The 22,091-nt window shown below is 61.7% G+C and carries 20 protein-coding genes, 4 pseudogenes and 3 riboswitches; of the genes and pseudogenes, 14 read left to right on the top strand and 10 right to left on the bottom strand.

All coding sequences use genetic code 11. The annotated features are described in order from the left end of the window. Positions 1-364 precede the first annotated feature (364 nt). The 7 genes and pseudogenes from Q4G24_RS15155 to Q4G24_RS15185 form a co-directional block, all read right to left on the bottom strand. On the bottom strand, positions 365-601 hold the full coding sequence (locus tag Q4G24_RS15155) for a DUF2274 domain-containing protein (protein ID WP_303367380.1): 237 nt from the start codon (positions 599-601) through the stop codon (positions 365-367). Positions 602-603: 2 nt separating this feature from the next. Next, positions 604-998 (bottom strand): annotated as a pseudogene (locus tag Q4G24_RS15160) (TrbI/VirB10 family protein); the annotation flags it as partial. Then, positions 998-1,243: pseudogene (locus Q4G24_RS15165) on the bottom strand (type IV secretion system protein); the annotation flags it as partial. The pseudogenes Q4G24_RS15165 and Q4G24_RS15160, both read right to left, overlap by 1 nt. 16 nt (positions 1,244-1,259) lie before the next feature. Further along, positions 1,260-1,997, bottom strand: a complete 738-nt coding sequence (locus Q4G24_RS15170) for an ABC transporter ATP-binding protein (protein ID WP_303367381.1) — start codon at positions 1,995-1,997, stop codon at positions 1,260-1,262. Continuing rightward, the gene (locus tag Q4G24_RS15175; protein ID WP_303367382.1) at positions 1,997-2,971 is read right to left on the bottom strand and encodes an iron ABC transporter permease; all 975 of its coding nucleotides are present in this window, start codon (positions 2,969-2,971) and stop codon (positions 1,997-1,999) included. The genes Q4G24_RS15170 and Q4G24_RS15175 overlap by 1 nt, the downstream gene beginning before the upstream one ends. Further along, positions 2,968-3,720: an ABC transporter substrate-binding protein gene (locus tag Q4G24_RS15180; protein WP_303367383.1), complete on the bottom strand. Its 753-nt coding sequence runs from the start codon at positions 3,718-3,720 to the stop codon at positions 2,968-2,970. Before Q4G24_RS15180 ends, Q4G24_RS15175 begins: the two co-directional genes overlap by 4 nt. Before the next feature lie 35 nt (positions 3,721-3,755). Continuing rightward, positions 3,756-5,603: a TonB-dependent siderophore receptor gene (locus Q4G24_RS15185; protein WP_303367384.1), complete on the bottom strand. Its 1,848-nt coding sequence runs from the start codon at positions 5,601-5,603 to the stop codon at positions 3,756-3,758. A gap of 118 nt (positions 5,604-5,721) precedes the next feature. Beyond that, positions 5,722-5,901, bottom strand: a riboswitch (cobalamin riboswitch). 115 nt (positions 5,902-6,016) lie between these two features. Then, a riboswitch (cobalamin riboswitch) is annotated at positions 6,017-6,209 on the top strand. A 92-nt stretch (positions 6,210-6,301) separates the two neighbouring features. Between Q4G24_RS15185 and Q4G24_RS15190 the strand changes: the two genes are divergently transcribed. The 5 genes from Q4G24_RS15190 to nrdF all read left to right on the top strand — a co-directional run bounded on the left by Q4G24_RS15190 (position 6,302) and on the right by nrdF (position 10,711). Beyond that, positions 6,302-6,553, top strand: coding sequence for a hypothetical protein (locus tag Q4G24_RS15190; RefSeq protein ID WP_303367385.1), 252 nt, complete (start codon positions 6,302-6,304; stop codon positions 6,551-6,553). Between the two features lie 135 nt (positions 6,554-6,688). Continuing rightward, positions 6,689-6,880, top strand: a riboswitch (cobalamin riboswitch). 90 nt (positions 6,881-6,970) lie between these two features. Next, positions 6,971-7,192 (top strand): glutaredoxin-like protein NrdH, encoded by a 222-nt coding sequence (nrdH, locus tag Q4G24_RS15195; RefSeq protein ID WP_303367386.1) that lies wholly within the window; start codon positions 6,971-6,973, stop codon positions 7,190-7,192. A gap of 5 nt (positions 7,193-7,197) precedes the next feature. Continuing rightward, a complete protein-coding gene (nrdI, locus tag Q4G24_RS15200; protein WP_303367387.1) occupies positions 7,198-7,626 on the top strand; it encodes a class Ib ribonucleoside-diphosphate reductase assembly flavoprotein NrdI in 429 nt (142 codons plus the stop codon). Further along, the gene (nrdE, locus tag Q4G24_RS15205; protein WP_303367388.1) at positions 7,611-9,734 is read left to right on the top strand and encodes a class 1b ribonucleoside-diphosphate reductase subunit alpha; all 2,124 of its coding nucleotides are present in this window, start codon (positions 7,611-7,613) and stop codon (positions 9,732-9,734) included. Before nrdI ends, nrdE begins: the two co-directional genes overlap by 16 nt. An 8-nt stretch (positions 9,735-9,742) precedes the next feature. Beyond that, a complete protein-coding gene (gene nrdF, locus Q4G24_RS15210; RefSeq protein WP_303367389.1) occupies positions 9,743-10,711 on the top strand; it encodes a class 1b ribonucleoside-diphosphate reductase subunit beta in 969 nt (322 codons plus the stop codon). Between the two features lie 254 nt (positions 10,712-10,965). Here the strand turns inward: nrdF and Q4G24_RS15215 are convergent, their stop codons facing one another. After that, on the bottom strand, positions 10,966-12,039 hold the full coding sequence (locus Q4G24_RS15215) for a LysR family transcriptional regulator (protein ID WP_303367390.1): 1,074 nt from the start codon (positions 12,037-12,039) through the stop codon (positions 10,966-10,968). Here Q4G24_RS15215 and Q4G24_RS15220 point away from each other — a divergent pair. From Q4G24_RS15220 to Q4G24_RS15260, 9 genes are read left to right on the top strand one after another with little or no spacing between them, the layout of a single operon-like run. Next, the gene (locus Q4G24_RS15220; protein WP_303367391.1) at positions 12,015-13,007 is read left to right on the top strand and encodes a class 1 fructose-bisphosphatase; all 993 of its coding nucleotides are present in this window, start codon (positions 12,015-12,017) and stop codon (positions 13,005-13,007) included. The two genes, Q4G24_RS15215 and Q4G24_RS15220, sit on opposite strands and share 25 nt — an antisense overlap. A gap of 3 nt (positions 13,008-13,010) precedes the next feature. Further along, positions 13,011-13,883 (top strand): phosphoribulokinase, encoded by an 873-nt coding sequence (locus Q4G24_RS15225; RefSeq protein ID WP_303367392.1) that lies wholly within the window; start codon positions 13,011-13,013, stop codon positions 13,881-13,883. Positions 13,884-13,886: 3 nt separating this feature from the next. Beyond that, positions 13,887-15,890: a transketolase gene (tkt, locus tag Q4G24_RS15230; protein WP_303367393.1), complete on the top strand. Its 2,004-nt coding sequence runs from the start codon at positions 13,887-13,889 to the stop codon at positions 15,888-15,890. Between the two features lie 4 nt (positions 15,891-15,894). Beyond that, a complete protein-coding gene (gene fba / locus Q4G24_RS15235; protein WP_303367394.1) occupies positions 15,895-16,971 on the top strand; it encodes a class II fructose-bisphosphate aldolase in 1,077 nt (358 codons plus the stop codon). 14 nt (positions 16,972-16,985) lie between these two features. Beyond that, positions 16,986-18,464 (top strand): form I ribulose bisphosphate carboxylase large subunit, encoded by a 1,479-nt coding sequence (locus tag Q4G24_RS15240; protein ID WP_303367395.1) that lies wholly within the window; start codon positions 16,986-16,988, stop codon positions 18,462-18,464. Positions 18,465-18,474: 10 nt separating this feature from the next. Next, positions 18,475-18,864: a ribulose bisphosphate carboxylase small subunit gene (locus Q4G24_RS15245; protein WP_303367396.1), complete on the top strand. Its 390-nt coding sequence runs from the start codon at positions 18,475-18,477 to the stop codon at positions 18,862-18,864. Between the two features lie 56 nt (positions 18,865-18,920). After that, entirely contained in the window at positions 18,921-19,847 is a 927-nt protein-coding gene (gene cbbX / locus Q4G24_RS15250; protein ID WP_303367397.1) for a CbbX protein, read from the top strand. After that, positions 19,844-20,533, top strand: coding sequence for a ribulose-phosphate 3-epimerase (rpe, locus tag Q4G24_RS15255; RefSeq protein WP_303367398.1), 690 nt, complete (start codon positions 19,844-19,846; stop codon positions 20,531-20,533). The genes cbbX and rpe overlap by 4 nt, the downstream gene beginning before the upstream one ends. Next, positions 20,530-21,228, top strand: coding sequence for an HAD-IA family hydrolase (locus Q4G24_RS15260; protein ID WP_303367399.1), 699 nt, complete (start codon positions 20,530-20,532; stop codon positions 21,226-21,228). Before rpe ends, Q4G24_RS15260 begins: the two co-directional genes overlap by 4 nt. Before the next feature lie 160 nt (positions 21,229-21,388). Here the strand turns inward: Q4G24_RS15260 and Q4G24_RS15265 are convergent. Then, positions 21,389-21,677 (bottom strand): annotated as a pseudogene (locus Q4G24_RS15265) (IS1 family transposase); the annotation flags it as partial. 208 nt (positions 21,678-21,885) lie between these two features. Further along, positions 21,886-22,047: pseudogene (locus Q4G24_RS15270) on the bottom strand (IS3 family transposase); the annotation flags it as partial. Positions 22,048-22,091 lie beyond the last annotated feature (44 nt).

Genomic DNA, 22,091 nt, shown 5'->3' on the forward strand with positions numbered 1-22,091 from the left:
GCTACCACGCTGGATTCACAAGATGAATCCTTCATGAGATTTGTGCAACAGAGCCACTCCCAACGATTCTAAGGTTCGTCGAATGTCCCGAAGGGTACGCTCGTAAGGCTCTCTTTTTCCAACCCGAAGTCGGAAAGCGTAGCTTGCGAGACATTGGCCTTGCTGGCGAGTGCGGATCGCGACAACCCCGCAGCAGCTCTCGCCATACGACACTGACAGCGCTCAGCACCAATTCCCCCTCCAGGTTCAGAAAATCAACCTAATATCATATACTTAACCTGACATTGGTGCCTTGACCAGAGGTTTTCGCGTATGCGAAGCCATCGATGTTCGAGGTCCACACATCAGACGGGATACATCTTGATCAGGATGGAACGCTGGACTTCCCTTGCCTTCTCGCCTTGGCGAAACCGCGATCCGTGGCGATGAACCGTTCCAGCATGGGCAGGATCAGCCTGACGGGATCGGCGGCGGGCTGGCCCGTCTCGCGGGCCAGCACCTTGGCGTAGGCGGCAAGATCGCGGTGAAGCGGCGCGGGCAACTCCACGGCGGTCTTTACGGGCTTGTCGTCTGGCAGCGGGCCGAGTTTTCGTTTCGTCATGGTCAACCTCCTGCCGCGTCTAACACAAGGCTGCGGGTCACGATGATCCTGACGGGGAAGCCGGGCCGGATGGTGAGCGTCGGCGCAACCTGCAACTGGCGCTGCACGATCTGCTGGCCCGCCTGATTGACCATATCCTGCGCCCCGTCGCGGATGGCCCGGATAAGCCGATCCTCGTCGCTGGTCGCAAGCTCAGTTCCGACTGCGAGCAGCGTGGAGAGGCCAGCCGCTTTCATCAGATCCCACCGATGGTAGTCGATTCCGTATTCAAGGCCGGCAGGCGTTCAAGGACGATGGAACGGCCACCCGGCAGGATAAGGCGGTTCCAGACAAGCAACACGCGGCGCTGACCGAAAGTCACGCCGTCATCGTATTGGCCGATGATCCGCATCCCCTGCCGTTGGCGATGCTCGGCTCGAATATCCCGAGGCCGAGCAGCGACAAGGCCACCAGCACAATCACCATGGCGTCGTCGATGGTCGGGGTCGCCCCGCCGAAACCGGCCGTGAATTGCGAGAACAGCGTCGAGCCGATGCCGATGATGACGGCGAGGATCAAGACCTTGATGCCGGACGACACCACGTTGCCAAGCACCTTCTCGGCCATGAACGCGGTCTTGCCGAACAGGCCGATCAGCCACGGGCGCAGTGCGTCACCTTCATTCCAGAACCCTGAGCGGCTGAAAAATCGGGCCGTCGGGCGTTTCGGCGAAATATCCGCTCACCCCGAACACCCGCGCCAGCAGGTCGGGGGTCAGCACTTCGGCTGGCACGCCGTCCGCCACGATCCGGCCCGCATCCATCATCACCAGCCGCGTGCAATGCCGCGCCGCCAGCCCCAGATCGTGCAGCGAGGCGATAACGCAGCGCCCCTCATCCGCCAGATCGCGGAAGGTCTGCATCGCGCCGATCTGATGGGCCGGGTCCAGCCCGGCTATGGGTTCGTCGGCCATCAAAAGAGGCGTTTCCTGCGCCAGAGTGCGGGCGATCAGCACGCGAGCCTGTTCGCCGCCCGATAGCTGGGACACGGGGCGGTCGCGGAAGGCCGCGATGTTCATGCGGCGCAGGGCAGCCTCGACGGCGGCGTGGTCGGCATCAGGGCTTTGGTGCGGGATGCGGCCCAGCCGGACCAGAGTTTCGACAGAAACCGGCCAGACCACCTCGCGGCTTTGCGGCATCCATGCCGCGATCAGCGCACGTTTGGTCGGTGAAAGCCGGGCCAAATTGCATTCGCCCGTTGCCGGAATCAGCCCCATAGCGGCGCGCATCAGGCTGGTTTTCCCCGCGCCATTGGGACCGATCAGGCCGACGAACTCGCCCGCCGTGACGTTCAAGCTGGCGGATGTGACGACCTCGCGCGCGCCGCGCCGCACCGTCAGGTTCTGGATGCACAACATCAGCCGCCCCGCCTTTGTCGCCAGATCAGGTGCAAAAACACCGGCGCGCCGATCAGCGCCATGACAACGCCCAGCTTCAGGTCGCGCCCCGGCAAAATCACCCGCACGGCAATGTCGGCGGCCAGCACCAGGGCCGCGCCCCCAAGCGCCGAGGCCGCCAGCAACCGCCCCGGCTGCGCGCCCGTCGCGCGACGCAGCAGATGCGGCACGACCAGCCCGACAAAGCCGATGGCACCCGCGACCGCTGTGGCCGCGCCGACCATCGCCGCAACGCCCAGCACCAGCCGCAGCCGCAGCCGCGCAAGGTTGATCCCCAGCGAGGCCGCCGCATCCTCGCCCAGCGTCAGCGCATCCAGCGCGCGCCCCGACCGCGCAACCAGCAGCAGGCCACCCGCCATCACGGGTGCGGCAATGCCGACATGCAGCCATGACCGATCCGCCAGCGAACCCATCATCCAGAACACGATCTCATTGGCGGCAAAGGGGTTGGGCGACAGGTTCAACACCAGCGCAGTTGCCGCCCCGGACAGCGCGGAAATCGCCACTCCGGCAAGGATCAACGCCAGCGACCCGCCACCCGGCCCTGCCAGAAACACGATCAGCAGCACCGCCGCCAACGCCCCCGCCAGAGCCGCCAGCGGCAAGGCCAGCGCAAAACCCGCCGCAAAGCCGGTTTGCAACGCGATCACGGCACCAAGTGCCGCTGATCCGGACACGCCGATCAACCCCGGCTCGGCCAGCGGGTTGCGCAGATAGCCCTGCATCAGCGCCCCCGAAAGCCCCAGCGACGCGCCCACCATCACCGCCAGCACGGCGCGCGGAGCACGGATTTCGCGCATCACCAAAGTCAGTGCCCCGTCATTGCGAAACAACGCGGCAAGGCTTTCGCCCGGCCCGACTGGTGCGGTGCCCGTGACCAGCGACAGCGCGAACAGCACCGCGCACAGGACAGCGAGGGGGATGAGCACTTTCATCTTGCGAGCCTTGCCGCGACCTCTGCCACATGTGGCAACCCGCAGACCCAGTCGCGATCCGCAATCGTCATGCGCCGGGCCGTCAGCGCGGCAATTGCGGGGTGATCCAGAACGGCCTCGGCCCGTGAGGGCTGCGCGTAGCGGGCTGCGGTCACCAGCAATTCAGGCGCGGCCATGACAAGATCTTCCAACGGAAGCGATCCGCCATGCGCCCGCCCCTGCCGGTCTGCCAAAAGCTCCAGCCCGGCTGCGCGCATGATATCTCCTGCCAGCGTGTCGCCGCCCGCAGTCCAGCCATTGGCACCATAGGTCGCGGCCAGCCGCCCGGCACCGGGTGCAACCTTTATCATCGCGGCGTCGAAATCGGCCAGAACCTGCGCCGCGCGGTCGTTTTGGCCCAACAAGACGCCCATATGCAAAATGGCAGCGCGAATATCCTCGATCGAGCCGGCGGGCGGAAGGGACTCGACCCGTTGGCCCAGTCGGGTCAGCATATCGACCGTCGCCCGCGTGGTATAAGTGCCCGCCAGCACCAGATCGGGGTTCAGCAGATAGATTTCCTCGGCCAGCCCATGATTGACGCCTATCGCCGCTGCGTGATCCGCCATCAGCGAGACGCGCGGATCGGCTGCCAGATATGACACCGACACGACCTGCCCCGGCGCGGCGATCAACAGCGCCAATTGGTCGGTGCAAAGGTTCATCGACACCACCCGGCGGGGCATCTCTGCCGCCACCGGATGCGCCATCAACAGCGCAAGAGATGCCGCCCTGACCGCAGACCTTACCAACGCGATTCCAGACCGATCCACGCGGTGCGTCTCTGCCCGATATAACCCCAGGCGTCGGAATGGGTGCTGTCGAACAGGTTCGTGATCCGCCCCGTCAGCCGCGCATTGTCGGTCAGGTCATAGCCCGCCGCGACGTTGACCACGGTGTAAGAGGGCAGTTCTTCCGTGCCATAAGCCCCGAACCATTGCGTGTCGTAATTGCCCGTCACATGGCGCAGATCGCCCGCAATGGTGCCGCGACCCTGTGCAAAGGCGTATTCCGCATTCAGGCCGAATTCATGGCGCGGACGGCGGATTTCGACGCTGCCATCCGGATTCTTCGCGCGCAGATAGGTATAGCTTGCGCCAAGGCGCAGATTATCCGTCACCTGAACCCGGCCCGACAACTCGACCCCGCGGCGGGTGCTGGTCCCTGACTGGTTGAAATAGTTGGTCCCATTCGCAAGCGGCACACCGCTATAGGTGATCTCGTTTTCCATATCCTCGTGGAAATAGGTCAGATCGACCAGACCGCGCCCATCCATGATTTCGGCCTCAAGACCAATATCGAAGCTGCGGTTTTCCTCGGGGCGCAGGTTCGGATTGCCGGTCGCCCCCCAGCCGCCGAACAGCTCCAGATAGCTGGGATTGACGATGCCTGTCCCGGCCGAAGCATGGACCCGCATCCCCTGCTGCGGCAAGGTATAGGACAGCCCGACCGACCATGTGGTTGCATCGCGGAACACATCGTTATTGTCGCGGCGCAGCCCGGCCTGAACATCCAGCCGGTCAAAGCTGCCGCGATATTCCAGAATGCCGGATATGCTGCGGCGGTTCTGCTCTGGGGCGACCGTGTTTTCGTCCTGCCGCCGTTCCAGACCAAAGGCCAGGGTCTGATTGGCCGCAGCCACCGCACCGTCGATCCCGTAGGTCGCGCGGTATTTCAGTTCCTGAGTGCGCGCACGGCTCCATGGGCCATCATTTCGGCTGATCTGGAACCGCGACTGGTCATAGGACAGCCGATGCGTCAGGCGCCCGTCCAACGTCTCGGCCTCAACCCAAAGCTGACCGCCGAATTCGCGGCGATTGGCGAAATCGTCGCTGTCGATCAGATATTCTTCGGCAGTCGTGGCTGTATAAGATGTTGTATCGTATTCGTAACGCTCATTCGCACGGCGCAGGGTAAAGCCAGCGCGGGCGAAATCGCCGATGGCATGATCGCCCGAAAAACTCAGCGTATGGCGGCGGATACCGTCACGGTCCCCGCCCGGCGTGTCGGAATAGTCGAATCCCCGGTCGTCGCGGGTGCTTGCGCTAAAGGATAGCCCGCCCGTTTCGGTGCGGGTGCTGGCGCGGGCCGATGCGGCCCAGCCATTCCCGAACTCGACCGATCCGCCCGCCCCGGTGCCGACGGTGTCCCTGCGGGTCACGATATTGACGACACCCGCCGCCGCATCCGCGCCCCAGAACACCGATTGCGGACCGCGCAGAACCTCGATCCGTTCGATATTGGCGGTCTCCAGCCCGGTCAGGATATATTCGCTGTCGCCCGCAGCCGCGCGCACGCCGTCGATCAGAACCAGCGTATGATTGGCCTCGGCACCGCGGATGCGGACCTGCGTATAGCTTGGTCCCGTGCTGCTGACCGCGACGCCCGGCACAGCGCGCAGCGCGTCCTGAACGGATGCAAGGCCGCGCGCCTCGATCTCGTCCGCGGTGACGACCGTATGCGCACGACCATAGCTATGTGCCTCGATCGGGTTCAGACCGGCGGAGAGAATGATCGGGTCAAGGGTGATCGTTTGTTGTGACAAGGCCGGAAAGGGAAGAAACGCTCCGGCAAGAAGGACGGAAAAGCGCATCGGCGCACTCCTGATAGGCGGGCGGTTGGCCCGCGTTAGACGAAAGCCTGACAGGAACATCCCGCAGACGGTTCATGTCACCGCTGCGGATCGCCGCTTCCAAAGCGCACCCCGCGCCCGGAATGGGTGAGGTTCAGGCAGGTCTCCTGGCTCGCGGGTCATCGCGCGGTCGGCCTTCCCGGTTGCCCAGTGGCATTATCGACCTTGCTTTCCGCCTACAGTTGCGGGGGCAGCCACGGATTTGGCCCGTGTTCCCATTTTCATCCGCAGATGCGGAACCTGAACGGCCATATCTTTTGCAGTCGGGTGCATTTTGTCAAGCGTCCCGGTCTGGTGGCGCTGTCAAGTCCCGCTCAGCCCATGGCCTGAGCCTGTGCTGTGGGTTTGCGGCTGGACCATCACCCGGACCGAAGCCAAGCTGAACGCGCCAAGGTTCCGCATCTGCGGATGAAAAGGGAATACAGGATCGGGAATCCCCCGCAATCTGTAGCTGCCCTCGCAACTGTAGGCGGCAAGGTTCTGACCAATCCGCTGGCACTGCCGGGAAGGGGCCATGAACCGTCAGAGCCGCAAGCCCGGAGACCTGCCTGAGGCAAAACCTCAACCTGCCGGCGAGGTGCCCGGCCGAAGAGTGGCATGACTTTATCCAATGCGCTCGGCAGCCTGAGCGCGCTTCATGTAAGCGACGATCTGGTTTTTTGCTGAAGGATCTGTCGCGCATCATGAGCGGGCCAATCCGTATCTATCTGGCGGGCTTTGCCCAAGACGGCACGCTGGGAAACCATGCCGACGTGATCGCTCTGGCGCGCGAGACAGATACGCTTGGCCATGGCGGGATCTGGTTCAACGCGTTCCATCTTAACCGCTACAGCCTTCCCTGCCCGTCACTGCTTATTCTCGGTGCGGCCAAGCGGCACCTATTACGGCGGGCTGACGATCGCCGCACCTGATCGCGTTCTCGACGAAGACCTGCTTGGCGGCCGGACCGTCAGCGAATATGCCTATGTCCCGAGCGGAAAAAAGCAGGCGCTCCGAGAATCTGACCCGTAGAGACAACAATATGTTGACAAAGGTCGCGCCTAACCCCCTAATGATGGTGTCATGGTTCCCTTGGGGCGACTCGGGGGTGAAAATGGGAAGCCGGTGCAAGACCGGCGCTGCCCCCGCAACTGTAAGCGGCGAGCGAAGCTGAAAATCCACTGGGGGACCCCCTCCGGGAAGGCCAGCCAAGCACCGACCCGCAAGCCAGGAGACCTGCCAGGACAGCAGAAACGAAACCGTGCGGCGGGCGCGGGGTGCGTATGTGCAGGCGGCCCATGGCAGCCTGCCGTGCCCTTGCCCGTCATCAAAAACTGGGGACATGAGGCATGACCATCACCGTTTATTCCAAGCCCGCTTGTGTGCAATGCACCGCAACCACCCGCGCACTGGATGCGCGCGGCATTGACTACAATCTGGTGGACCTGACCGAAGACAGCAATGCCTTCGAGATAGTGACCTCGCTTGGCTATCGGCAGGCTCCGGTGGTGGTCGCGGGCGATTCGCATTGGGCAGGCTTCCGCCCCGACATGATCGGCCGGTTGGCCTGAGCGCCATGCCGGGGCTGGTCTGGTATTCATCCACCTCGGGGAACACGGCGCGTTTCGTAACGCGGCTGGGATTGGGCGGCCTGCGCATCCCGATTTCGCCAGGTGATCCGATGCCGGTGCCCGACCGCCCCTATGCGCTGATCTGCCCAAGCTATGCCGATGGTCAGGGACGTGGCGCAGTGCCAAAACAGGTCATCCGCTTTTTGAATGACCCAGACCGTCGCGCATATTTGCGCGGCGTTATTGCCAGCGGGAATCGTAATTTCGGCGCATTTTATGCCTGCGCCGGTGCGGTTATCGCCCAGAAATGTAATGTTCCGGTGCTCTATCGCTTTGAGTTGGCCGGGAATGAAACCGATATTGCCCGCCTGCGCGAAATGCTCGCGATGATGGGGCTTGCGCATATGCAGGAGGCAGAATGCTTGACACCATGAAACCGGCGCAGGATTATCATGCGCTGAATGCGATGCTGAACCTGTATGACGGGGACGGCAAGATCCGCTTTGATGCGGATCGCATGGCCGCGCGGCAGTATTTCCTGCAACATGTCAATCAGAATACCGTGTTCTTCCACAGCCTTGACGAAAAGCTGGGCTATCTGGTCGATGAGGGCTATTATGAAGCCGAAGTGCTGGACCAGTATTCGCGCAATTTCCAGCGCGCAATCTGGGATGCCGCCTATGCCCGAAAGTTCCGGTTTCCGACCTTTCTGGGCGCGTTCAAATATTATACCAGCTACACGCTGAAAACTCGTGACGGGCAGCGCTATCTGGAACGCTATGAAGACCGGGTGGTGATGGTTGCGCTGGCGCTGGCACGCGGCAATGAGGCGCTGGCGATGCGCTTTATGGAGGAAATCCTGTCGGGCCGGTTCCAGCCCGCAACGCCCACTTTCCTGAATGCCGGAAAGAAATCGCGGGGCGAGCTGATTTCCTGTTTCCTGTTGCGGGTCGAGGATAATATGGAATCCATCGGCCGCAGCATCAATTCGGCGCTGCAACTGTCCAAACGTGGCGGCGGCGTGGCGCTGATGCTGACCAACCTGCGCGAGGCCGGGGCGCCGATCAAGGGGATTGAAAACCAGTCTTCGGGCGTCATTCCGGTGATGAAACTGCTGGAAGATTCGTTCAGCTATGCCAATCAGTTAGGGGCGCGGCAAGGCGCGGGCGCGGTTTATCTGAACGCGCATCACCCGGATATTTTCCGCTTTCTGGATACCAAGCGGGAAAATGCTGACGAGAAAATCCGCATCAAGACGCTGAGCCTTGGTGTCGTTATCCCTGATATTACCTTTGAACTGGCGAAAAAGAACGAGGATATGTATCTGTTCTCGCCACATGACGTGCAGCAGGTCTACGGGGTGCCATTCTCGGAAATCTCCGTGACCGAGAAATATCACGAGATGGTCGATGACAAGCGCATCCGTAAACGCAAGGTCAACGCCCGCGAGTTTTTCCAGACCATCGCCGAGATTCAGTTTGAATCCGGCTATCCCTATATCATGTTTGAAGACACGGTGAACCGCGCCAACCCGATCCATGGCCGGATCACCATGTCGAACCTGTGTTCTGAAATATTGCAGGTCAATGAGGCCAGCGAATATAATGACGATCTGTCCTATTCACATTTGGGCACTGATATTTCCTGTAACCTCGGGTCGCTGAATATCGCCGCAACGATGGACGGCCCGGATTTCGGCGCGACGGTCGAGGCCGCGGTCCGCGCCCTGACCGCGGTCAGTGAAATGTCGGCAATCGATTCCGTGCCCTCGATCCGGCGCGGCAATGATGAAGCCCATGCGATTGGCCTTGGTCAGATGAATCTGCACGGTTTTCTGGCGCGTGAGCATATTCATTATGGTTCGCCCGAGGGGATCGAATTCACCAGCGTTTATTTCGCTGCCATCGCCTATCACGCGATCCGCACATCTTGCCTTCTGGCGCAAGAACATGGTTCGACTTTTCTTGATTTTGATAAATCGAAATATGCGGACGGGTCATTTTTCGACAAATACACCGACCGCGACTGGCTGCCCGAACTACCCGATGTCGCCCGGGTCTTTGAAGGCATAACCCTGCCAACCCGCGACGACTGGGCTGCGCTAAAAGCCGATGTGATGCAGCACGGGCTTTACAATCGCAACCTTCAGGCGGTGCCGCCAACCGGGTCGATCAGCTATATCAACAATTCGACTTCGTCCATTCATCCGATTGTGGCCAAAATTGAGATCCGTAAGGAAGGCAAAATTGGCCGCGTTTACTATCCGGCCGCGTTCATGAATAACGAAAACCTTGAATATTACCGAGATGCCTATGAGATCGGTCCCGAGGCGATTATCGACACCTATGCAGCGGCAACCGAACATGTCGATCAGGGATTATCGTTGACGCTGTTTTTCCCGGCTGAGGCCACGACCCGCGACATCAATCGTGCGCAAATCTATGCATGGAAAAGAGGGATCAAAACCATTTATTATATCCGCCTGCGCCAGACCGCCCTTGAGGGGACCGAGGTTCAGGGCTGCGTTTCCTGCACGCTTTGAGGCCAGAGATGAACAAAACGACCTACCCTGCGTTGAAAGCGATTAACTGGAATCGGCTGCAAGATGATAAAGACCTTGAGGTCTGGAACCGGCTGACGGTCAATTTCTGGTTGCCGGAAAAGGTGCCGCTGTCGAATGACGTCCAATCCTGGGCGACGCTGCGCCCCGAGGAACGCGAGCTGACGATCCGGGTTTTTACCGGGCTGACGCTGCTGGATACGGTGCAGAATACGGTGGGCGCCCCCTCGATGTTGCCGGACGCGGTGACGCCCCACGAAGAAGCGGTGCTGACCAATATTGCCTTTATGGAGGCTGTTCATGCGCGCAGCTATTCCTCAATTTTTTCGACGCTCTGCCTGACGAAAGAGGTGGACGAGGCTTTCCGCTGGTCCGAAGAAAACCCGCATTTGCAGGCCAAGGCGCGGCTGATCTGTGACGAATACAAGGCCGGTGCCGATCCGTTAAAGCGCAAGATTGCCAGCGTCTTTCTGGAATCTTTCCTGTTTTATTCGGGCTTCTACCTGCCAATGTATTGGTCAAGTCGCGCCAAGCTGACCAATACCGCTGACCTGATACGGCTGATTATCCGTGACGAAGCTGTGCATGGCTATTATATCGGTTATAAATACCAGCGCGGCCTTGAAAAGCTGCCTGCCGCAAAGCAGCAAGAGTTGAAAGACTTCGCCTTTTCGCTGATCTTCGATCTTTACGATATCGAGCAGAAATACACCGAGGAACTTTATGACGGCATCGGCCTGACCGAAGACGTGAAAGCGTTTCTGCATTATAATGCCAATAAGGCGCTGCAAAATCTTGGCTATGAAGAACTGTTCCCGCCTGCTGCCTGCGAGGTAAACCCGGCCATCCTTGCGGCGCTTTCGCCGGACAGTGAGAACCATGACTTCTTCTCGGGGTCGGGATCAAGCTATGTCATCGGTAAGGCGGTCGCGACCGAGGATGAGGATTGGGACTTCTGAGAGGGATCCGCAACAACGTCCCGGTTGCCATGCCTTATCCGATGGCGTCACCAGCCCGTCATCGTGAAAGACCCGGAAAAATCCGGCTTCCGGCGGTCCAGATTTGGAAAGCGGTGCACGACCACCCGGGCCGTGGGACAGGTCTGGCCAGAGAAACGGGGGCATCGGGCATTTGAAGATTTGAACAATATAAAGCCAGATTCTTCGCGTCCGGCCGAGGTTAATGGTCGATATTACCGCGACTGAATGGCCGCTCAGGCGGTGGGGCGGGTTCCTTCATCCGGCCTTGCCTCGGCGCCGGCGACAAGCGTCGCGGTATTGGTCAGGATGCTGTCGCAGACCTTGCGTTCGGCGGCGGACAGTTCGCGGCCTTCAAGCCACACCACGAACCAGTTACGCATGATCGGCAGGCCCGGAACCGGCAGGGCGCAGAGCCGCCCGTCCGACAGTTCCTGAAGGCATGTATGCTGGCTCAACAGCGCCACGCCCATGCCAGCCAGCACCGCCTGCTTGATCGACTCGTTGCCATCCATCTCGATTGTCTCGAAATGGTGGCCCTCACCGGTGTGGTCCAGCCAGCGTCCCGCAAGGATTCGCGTACCCGATCCTTCTTCGCGCATGATGAAGGTGTCGTCCTGAAGGTCGGCCAGCGTCACTTTCGGGTTGTGGGCATGGCGATGACTGGCGGCAGCCACCAGGATGTGCGGATGGGGGGCAAGAACCTTTGCCTCGACCGCCGGTATCCTCGGAGGTCGCCCCATGATGGCAATGTCGATACGGCCTGAGGCCAGCCTCTCGATCACGGCCTGGCGATTGGCCACGCGCAACTGCACTTCGATATCGGGAAACTGTTCGCGCAAAAGCTGCACGAGCCGCGGTGCCAGATATTTGGCTGTTGATACCGTCCCCAGCACGACCCGGCCTGCACGCCCCGCGCGCAGGGCGCTGACATCATTGGCAAGCCGGGCAAGCAGGTCTTCCATCGCTTCGGCGGTCTGCGCGACGCGCTGACCGATCGGGGTCAGCTCAGAGCCACCGTTGGCGGCGCGGCGCAAAAGTGGCGCGCCCAGCAGATCCTCAAGCGCGCGGATGCGCGCGTGCAGAGCCGGTGCCGTGACCCCAAGGCGTTCGGCCCCCCCGGCATAAGAGCCGGTGACGGCAATCGCGCGCAGCGCGGCAAGTGGGCGCGGGATGATCGACATCATCGCAGCCCTGTTCAGATTTTTTGAATGATCCCCCATTTTTATTAAATATACATAGAAAAACCCCGTGCGCAAGATCAAGGCAGGAGAGGGAGGAACCGATGCTCTCAGGACTGACTTCGACATCGGACGGGCTGACAGATGTTCTGTCGCGCATCGCCAAAGTCGCCGCAGATCTGGCGCGTGTGATTGCCGCGAACGGCATCGCGCACGACCTTGGCAGCAGTGTCGAGGATGCCGATCACGGTGATCCGCAAAAGGCACTTGACGTTATCGCTGACCAGATGTTCGTCGAGGCCCTTCGGGGCAGCCCGGTGCGCTTTTACGCCAGCGAAGAACAGGCAGAGGCTGTTGAGCTGAACCCTTCGGGCACCTGGGCCATGGCCATCGACCCCCTGGACGGTTCTTCGAACATCGACGTCAACGTGTCCATCGGGACGATCTTTGCGCTGCGCCCTGCCGGGGATACCGCCGAAGACAGCTTTTTGCAGCCCGGAACCTGTCAGCGCGCCGCCGGCTATATCATTTACGGCCCGCAGACGGTCATGGTTCTGACGACAGGCGCGGGCGTCACCCGATGGGTTCTCGACCCGGAAAGCGCCGATTTCGTCCAGCTTCCGGGGACCATGGCCGTTCCTGCTTCAACGACGGAATTCGCGATCAACAGTTCGAACTATCGGCACTGGCCGCCCCCGATCCGGGCTTTCGTCGATGACCTCGTAGCAGGTGCCGAGGGACCACGCCGCAATAATTTCAACATGCGGTGGATCGCCAGCCTGGTCGCCGAAACGCATCGGATCCTGACGCGCGGAGGCGTCTTTCTGTATCCTTCAGACAGCCGCAAGGGATACGAGCGGGGGCGCCTGCGACTGCTCTATGAATGCGCGCCTATCGCCATGCTGATCGAGCAGGCGGGCGGGCTGGCCACCGATGGCACCAGCCGCATTCTGGACCAGGTGCCCGACGATCTGCACGCACGCACGCCGCTTGTCTTCGGGTCCCTCGAAAAGGTCGCCCGTGTCGCCGCCTATCATGATCTGCCTGATGCCGAGACCTCGGCACTTTTTGGCAGCCGCAGTCTGTTCCGGAGTTGAGCCATGAGCCGCAAACATCCTGTCATCTCGGTCGTAGGTTCGTCTGGTGCGGGCACCTCGACGGTCAAGCACACCTTCGATCAGATCTTCCGCCGCGAAGGAATCCGTGCCGTCAGCATCGAAGGTGACGCCTTTCATCGCTATAACCGTGCAGAGATGAAGGCGGAACTTGAGCGGCGCACAGCCGAGGGGGATCACAGTTTCAGCCATTTCTCTGTTGCCGCCAACGAACTGGCGGCGCTGGAAGCCGTGTTCCGCCAATATGGCGAGACCGGCACAGGTCGCACGCGCAACTATGTCCATGATGCCGCCGAGGCAGAGCTTTTCGGCACCGATCCGGGCCACTTTACCGACTGGCGCGACCTTGATGCCGATTCCGACCTGCTCTTCTATGAAGGTTTGCACGGGGCGGTGAAACAGGACGGTATCGCCATCGCGGATCATGCCGATCTCAAGGTCGGTGTGGTGCCGGTCATCAATCTGGAATGGATACAGAAAATTCACCGTGATCGCGCCAGCCGCGGTTACTCGACCGAGGCGGTCACGGATGTGATCCTGCGGCGGATGCACGACTATGTGCATGTCATCTGCCCCCAGTTTACCGAGACGGACATCAACTTTCAGCGTGTGCCGGTGGTGGATACTTCGAACCCCTTCGTTGCCCGCTGGATTCCCACGGCAGACGAAAGCCTGGTGGTGATCCGGTTCAAGGACCCGAAGGGCATCGACTTTCCCTATCTCACCTCGATGATCCAGGGGGCGTGGATGAGCCGGGCAAATTCCATCGTGATCCCCGGCGGCAAGATGGATCTGGCGATGCAGTTGATCCTGACCCCGCTGATCCTGCGGCTTGTCGAAACTTCCAGGAAGGCCTGACAGATGACAACCCATGCAACCGCCAAAACTTATAAGGTGACCATGGCCGAACGGGCGATGGCCAACGCGATCCGCGCGCTGAGCATGGACGCGGTGCAAGCGGCAAACTCGGGCCATCCGGGCATGCCCATGGGCATGGCCGATGTGGCAACGGTGCTGTTCGACCAGTTCATGCGGATTGATCCCGCCGATCCGAAATGGCCCGACCGCGACCGCTTTGTGCTGTCGGCGGGGCACGGCTCGATGCTGCTTTATGCGATCAACCACCTGCTTGGCTATGCCGACATGCCCATCGGCGAATTGCAGCGCTTTCGGCAACTGGGCGCCCGCACGGCGGGCCATCCCGAATACGGGCACGCGGACGGGATCGAAGTGACCACGGGGCCACTGGGACAGGGGCTGGCCACTGCCGTTGGCATGGCGCTGGCCGAGCGGATGGCCAATGCCCGGTTCGGCGATGAGCTGGTCGATCACTGGACCTATGTGATCGCCGGGGACGGTTGCCTGATGGAGGGCATCAGCCACGAGGCAATCGACATGGCCGGCCATCTGGGTCTGGGCCGGCTGGTCGTGCTGTGGGATGACAACCGCATCACCATTGACGGCGGAACGGATCTCAGCACATCGACCGATCAACTGGCGCGGTTTGCCGCCTCGGGCTGGCACACCAGCTCTTGCGATGCCCACGAGCCTGCGGAAATCGCGGCTGCCATCGAACAGGCCCGCTCTGACCCGCGCCCTTCGCTGATCGCGTGCCGATCGGTCATCGGCTGGGGGGCGCCGAACAAGCAAGGTGGCCATGATGTCCATGGCGCGCCACTGGGTGCCGACGAGGTCGCGGCGGCGCGCGGCTATCTGGAATGGGCAGACGAGCCGTTCGTGATCGCGCCCGACATCCGGGACAAATGGCACGCAATCGCGGAACGCGGGGCGCGGGCGCGGGCCGACTGGCTGCGCCGCAAAGAGGCTTCGCCCAGGCAAGAGGCGTTCGATGCGGCGCTGTCGGGCGCGGGGCTTGACCGGCTTGGCAAGGCAATGGCGGACTACAAGGCCGGGCTGCTTTCCGACCAGCCCAAGGTCGCGACCCGCAAGGCCTCGGAGATGGCGCTTGGCGTGGTGAACCAGACGCTGACCGACACGGTTGGGGGATCGGCCGATCTGACCGGCTCTAACCTGACCCGCAGCCGTGACATGCGGCCGGTCACGCGCAGCGACTATGGCGGCAACTATATCCATTACGGTATCCGCGAACACGGGATGGCTGCGGCGATGAACGGTATCGCCCTGCATGGGGGCTTTCGGCCCTATGGCGGCACTTTCCTTGCCTTCGCTGATTATTGCCGCCCCTCGATCCGCCTGTCGGCGCTGATGGACGTGCCTGTCACCTATGTGATGACCCATGACAGCATCGGGCTGGGAGAGGACGGCCCCACGCATCAGCCCGTGGAACATGTCGCCAGCCTGCGCGCCATTCCCAACCTGACGGTGATCCGGCCCGCCGATGCTGTCGAGACCGCCGAAGCGTGGGAAATCGCCATGGCGGCGACTGACCGGCCAACCCTGCTGGTGTTGTCGCGTCAAAACCTGCCCACCCTGCGCGATACAGCCGACCAGAACCTGACGGCCCGCGGCGCCTATCTGCTGCGCGATCCCGCTGATCGGCAGGTCACGCTGATCGGCACCGGCTCCGAGGTGGAAATCGCGCTGGCCGCCGCCGACATGCTTGCGCATGAGGGTGTCCGGGCCGCAGTGGTCAGCGCCCCCAGCTTCGAAGCATTTGCCGATCAGCCCGAGAGCTATCGCGCAGCCGTTCTGGGCAAGCCCCCCCGAGTCGGAATCGAAGCGGCTATCCGGCAGGGCTGGGACGGCCCGCTCTTGCGCACGTCGGATGGTTTCGTCGGAATGACCGGCTTTGGCGCTTCGGCCCCGGCAAGCGATCTTTACCGGCACTTCGGGATCACGGCCCAGGCTGTGGTCGAGGTCGCCCGCAATCTGATGGGAGAGTGAACCAATGGCGCTTATCACGCTCAGACAACTGCTGGACCATGCCGCCGAACATGGCTACGGCGTTCCGGCCTTCAATATCAACAATATGGAACAAGGCCTTGCCATCATGGAGGCGGCCAAGGCCACCGATGCGCCGGTCATCATTCAGGCGTCGCGTGGCGCGCGCAGCTATGCCAACGACATCATGCTGGCCAAGATGATCGAGGCGCTGGCGGCGATCTACCCCGAAATTCCGCTGTGCATGCATCAGGACCACGGCAATGACGAGGCGACCTGCATGACCGCGATCCGGCACGGGTTTACCAGCGTGATGATGGACGGTTCGCTTGAGGCCGACGGCAAGACGCCCGCCAGCTATGATTACAACGTCCAGATCACCGAGCGGGTGGCGCGCATGGCCCACTGGGTCGGCGCCTCGGTCGAAGGCGAACTGGGCGTGCTGGGATCTCTTGAAGGGGAAAGCGAGGCCGAGGACGGCCATGGCGCCGAGGGTGTGCTGGATCACTCGATGCTGCTGACCGACCCGGATCAGGCGGTTGATTTCGTGCGCGCGACCAAGGTGGATGCGCTGGCGATCGCCTGTGGCACCTCGCACGGGGCCTACAAGTTCAGCCGCAAGCCGACGGGCGACATTCTGGCGATGAGCGTGATCGAAGCGATACACAACAAGCTGCCCGATACCCATCTGGTGATGCACGGGTCATCTTCGGTCCCGCAGGAATTGCAGGACATCATCAACGCCTATGGCGGCGAGATGCCCCAGACGTTCGGCGTCCCGGTCGAGGAAATCGTCCGAGGCATCCGCCACGGCGTCCGCAAGGTCAATATCGACACCGACGCCCGCATGGCAATGGCCGGGCAGTTCCGCCGTATAGCCAGGGAAAACCCGCGCGAATTCGATCCGCGCAAGTTCCTGAAACCGGCAATGGATGCCATGCGCGACATGTGCCGGGATCGGCTGGAAGCCTTTGGCACCGCCGGAAACGCCAGCAAGATCAAGGTTATCCCGCTGGACGAGATGGCCAAACGTTATGCTGCCGGGGCACTTGACCCGGAAATTACCGCGGCCCGTGCCGCCTGAACGGAGAAGAGAAAATGGACGACGGACAGACCGCGGGTGAATCCAAGCAGGAAATCACCGACAAAAAGAAACGCTATGCAGCCGGCGTGCTGAAATACGCGCAGATGGGTTATTGGGACGGCGATTACGAACCGAAAGACACGGATCTGCTGGCTCTGTTCCGCATCACCCCGCAGGATGGGGTGGACCCGATCGAAGCCGCTGCCGCCGTCGCCGGGGAAAGCTCGACCGCGACCTGGACAGTGGTCTGGACAGACCGGCTGACCGCCTGCGACCAGTATCGGGCCAAGGCCTACAAGGTCGAACCGGTGCCGGGCCAGCCAGGGCAGTATTTCTGCTATGTCGCCTATGACCTGATCCTGTTCGAGGAAGGCTCGATCGCCAACCTGACCGCATCAATTATCGGCAACGTGTTTTCGTTCAAGCCGCTGCTGGCCGCACGACTTGAAGACATGCGCCTGCCGGTGGCCTATTGCAAGACCTTCAAAGGCCCGCCGACCGGCATCATCGTGGAACGCGAGCGCCTGGACAAGTTCGGTCGCCCCCTGCTGGGCGCCACGACCAAGCCCAAGCTGGGCCTGTCAGGCAAGAACTATGGCCGCGTGGTCTATGAGGGCCTGAAAGGCGGTCTGGATTTCATGAAGGATGACGAGAACATCAACTCGCAGCCCTTCATGCACTGGCGCGACCGCTTTCTGTATGTGATGGAGGCCGTGAACAAGGCCGCCGCCCAGACCGGCGAGGTCAAGGGCCATTACCTGAACATCACCGCCGGCACGATGGAGGAAATGTATCGCCGCGCAGAGTTCGCCAAGCAGCTGGGATCGGTCATCGTCATGGTGGACCTGATTATCGGCTGGACAGCGATCCAGTCGATCAGCGAATGGTGCCGGCAGAACGATATGATCCTGCACATGCACCGCGCGGGCCATGGCACCTATACCCGGCAAAAGACCCACGGCATCAGCTTTCGCGTGATCGCCAAGTGGCTGCGGCTGGCGGGGGTGGACCATCTGCACACCGGCACCGCCGTCGGCAAGCTGGAAGGCGACCCGATGACCGTGCAGGGCTTTTACAATGTCTGCCGCGAAGCGGTAAGCCCGGTCGATCTGCAACGCGGGCTGTTTTTTGAACAGGACTGGGCGGACATCAAAAAGGTCATGCCGGTCGCCTCGGGCGGTATCCATGCGGGGCAGATGCATCAACTGCTGGATCTGTTCGGCGACGATGTCGTGCTGCAATTCGGCGGCGGGACCATCGGCCACCCGATGGGTATCCAGGCCGGCGCCACGGCCAACCGCGTCGCGCTTGAGGCAATGGTGAAGGCCCGCAACGAAGGCGTCGACATCAGAACCGAAGGGCCAGAGGTGCTGCGCAAGGCCGCCAAGTGGTGCAAGCCTCTGGAAGCCGCGCTGGATACATGGGGCAACATCACCTTCAACTACACATCCACCGACACGTCGGATTTCGTGCCGACGGCCAGCGTTTCCTGAGGAGGAACAGATGCGTATCACCCAGGGCTGCTTTTCCTTTCTGCCCGACCTGACCGATGATGAAATCACCGCGCAGGTCGAATACATGCTGTCGCGCGGCTGGGCCGTCGGTGTCGAACACACCGACGAGCCACATCCCCGGAACACCTATTGGGAAATGTGGGGCCACCCCATGTTCGACCTCAAGGATGCCAAGGGCGTGATGATGGAACTGGATGCGTGCCGCAAGGCGCATGGCGACGATTATATCCGCCTGATCGCCTTCGACAGCACCCGCGGTTTCGAAACCGTGACGATGTCGTTCATCGTCAACCGGCCCAAGGTCGAGCCGCGGATCGTCATGCGGCGGACCGAAGGGGACGGTCGGTCGATCCGCTATACGCACGAGGTCGTGCGCTGATGCCGTCGGGGCTGTAACCGGCCCCGACCCCTTGCGCCACAGACAGGAGACCACAGATGGATGACGCGGCAAGCACCGTTCCGACCAGCATCGACCTGCGCGGCGAATACGAGGAATCAGGCGTCCGCGAGGTGCTGGACGAACTGGACCGCGAACTGATAGGGCTGGCCCCCGTCAAGGCGCGCATCCGCGAGACAGCGGCGCTGTTGCTGGTTGATCGTGCACGAGCCCGGCTGAACCTGACCCACGAAACACCGACGCTGCACATGAGCTTTACCGGCAATCCCGGCACCGGCAAGACCACGGTGGCGCAAAAGATGGCCGGGCTGCTGCACCGGCTGGGCTATGTCCGCAAGGGTCATCTGGTCAGCGTCACCCGTGACGACCTGGTTGGGCAGTATATCGGCCACACCGCCCCCAAGACCAAGGAGGTGCTGAAAAAGGCCATGGGCGGTGTCCTGTTCATCGACGAGGCCTATTACCTTTACAAGCCGGACAACGAACGGGATTACGGGCAAGAGGCGATCGAGATCCTGTTGCAGGTGATGGAAAATAACCGCGACGATCTGGTCGTCATCATGGCCGGTTATGCCGATCGCATGGACAGGTTCTTTTCCGCCAACCCCGGCTTTCGCTCGCGGATCGCGCATCACATAGATTTCCCCGATTATACCGATGAAGAACTGGCCCGGATCGCCGCATCCATGCTGGAAACGCATGGCTATCGCTTTGACGACGGGGCGCGGGTCGCGATGGCGGAATATGTCTCGCTGCGCCGCGGCCAGCCGCATTTCGCCAACGCCCGTTCAATCCGAAACGCGCTGGACCGCGCCCGGCTGCGGCAGGCGAACCGGCTGTTTTCACAGGATGCGCCGGTCACGGTGGATGATCTGTCAACAATCACCGAAGCCGATCTGCGGGCCAGCCGGGTGTTTTCTGGCGGGCTGGACCCCGACGGCAGCCGCAGGAGAAGCGAAGCATGACGTTTGACCGCAAGATCAAGATCGCCCCGTCCATCCTTTCGGCCGATTTCGCCGATTTCGGCCGGGAAATCCGCGCCATCGAGGATCAGGGCGCCGACTGGGTGCATGTCGATGTGATGGACGGGCATTTCGTCCCGAACCTGACCTTTGGTCCACCGGCGGTAAAGGCATTCCGCAAACATGTCACGACCTTCATGGACGTGCACCTGATGATCGCGCCGGTAGATCCCTATATCGAGGCCTATGCTGCCGCCGGGGCCGACATGATCGTCGCCCATGTCGAGGCAGGCCCCCATATCCATCGCACGTTGCAGGCGATCCGCGCCACCGGGAAAAAGGCTGGCGTCTCGCTGAACCCCGGCACGCCGCTGGAATCGATCGAATATGTGCTGGACCTGTGCGACATGGTTCTGGTGATGAGCGTGAATCCGGGTTTCGGCGGGCAGAAGTTTATCCACTCGACGGTGGACAAGATTGCCCGGTTGCGCGGCATGATCGGCGACCGGCCTGTCCATATCCAGGTTGATGGCGGGGTGGACCCGGTAACGGCGCCGCTGGTGGCCAGGGCCGGTGCCGATGTTCTGGTCGCCGGATCGGCCGTCTTCAAAGGCGGCTCGGTCAGCGCCCCCCAGGCATATGGTGCCAATATCCGCGCCATCCGCGCCGCGGCCGAGGCCGCGCAGTGAGCCTGCGCGCGCTGATCTTTGACGTCGATGGCACCCTGGCCGAAACCGAAGAATTGCACCGCCGCGCCTTCAACGACAGCTTTGCGGCGCAGGGGCTGGGCTGGCACTGGAGCCGGGACGACTATCGCGGCTTGCTGCAAGTCACCGGAGGCAAGGAACGCATCGCCCATCACCTGCGTCTTGCGGGCGCGGATCCTGCCGGATACGACATCGCGGCCCTGCACCGCGACAAGACAGACCGCTATACTGCGCTGATGGCACAGGGCGAAATTGCCTTGCGTGACGGAATCGCCGCGCTGATCGACGAGGCAAAGGCCGCGGGGATCAAGGTGGCGATCGCGACAACAACCAGCCGCCCTAATATCGACGCTCTGATCCGCGCGACTATGGGGGCCGAGGCCGTCAGCATCTTTGATGCCATCGCCGCAGGCGACGAGGTCGTGGCCAAAAAACCCGCACCAGACGTCTATCTGCTGGCCATGCACCGGCTTGGTATTCCTGCCGGGCAGGCTATCGCGCTGGAGGATTCGCTGAACGGGGCGAACTCGGCCCGCGCGGCGGGAATCGCCTGTCTCGTCTCGCCCGCCACCTATACGCAGGGCGACGTCTTTCCCAAGGGAACTGCGTTGGTTGACAGCTTTGCAGATGCGGGTGGCGTGGCGGGTATCGCGGAACGTCTGGGGATGAGGCTGTGACCGTCATGGCGTTGTTGCAGAACTCAGTCTGTTGAGGATTCACATCGTGAATCCATGCGGTTAGACGGGGCGGATGCCCCCATGCGCCCGCTGCCGCGCGACGAACTGGAAGTCCTGCAATGATGCTCTGAAGCGCCGTGGGTCGCTGCTGGGTAGTGGGTCAGTTTGAAATTTCCGGCTGACGCTTCTTATAAGGTCCGCGCTTTTTCGGCGCGTCCTCATTCGCATCAATGATCGCGATCAGGTCAGCGAAATCCCAGAGGCGATCCGTCAGACCCGCAGCCATCGCCGGGGGTAACGCGCAGGATCTGATGCACTTTGACGAAATTGTAATACATGAAGTGCAGCGCGACCGCGTAGGCGTGGTTCTCGACCTTCTTGCTGAAGGCGTTGGTCAGGCGGGTGAACCGGCGCATGGTGAGGTTCTGGCGCTCAACGTGCGAGGTGCTGATCAGCCCCTTGTCCGGGCTACCTTCAACGATACGCTTCTTGATGCCAGTGCATTCCGCTGGCGAGTATTTGCGCGCGGCGGTTTTGCCGCCCATGTCGCTGTAAATCTTCACCAGCATAGCATACCGAACGCACCTTCAACGGCTTCTGCGCATGCAGCTTCTCGACATCCGCGACCGAAACCGTCGGATCGACAGCCGCCTTCGTGCTGAAGGCCAATGCCATGTTCTCGATCACCGCCCGTTTCCAGCCGATGATCATGGTGGATATCGTATTCTTGGCCAGTTCGGCCGTCGTCAGGTCCTCGCGGATGGCCTCAAGAGCCACCTTCGCCTTGAACTCCGCAGAATAGCGTTGCCGTTTCGCCATCTCGGGTCAGTCTTCTCCAGACGCTACAGCTTAACACCCGCTCC

Source organism: Paracoccus sp. (in: a-proteobacteria) (assembly GCF_030538695.1).
Taxonomy (GTDB): Bacteria; Pseudomonadota; Alphaproteobacteria; order Rhodobacterales; family Rhodobacteraceae; genus Paracoccus.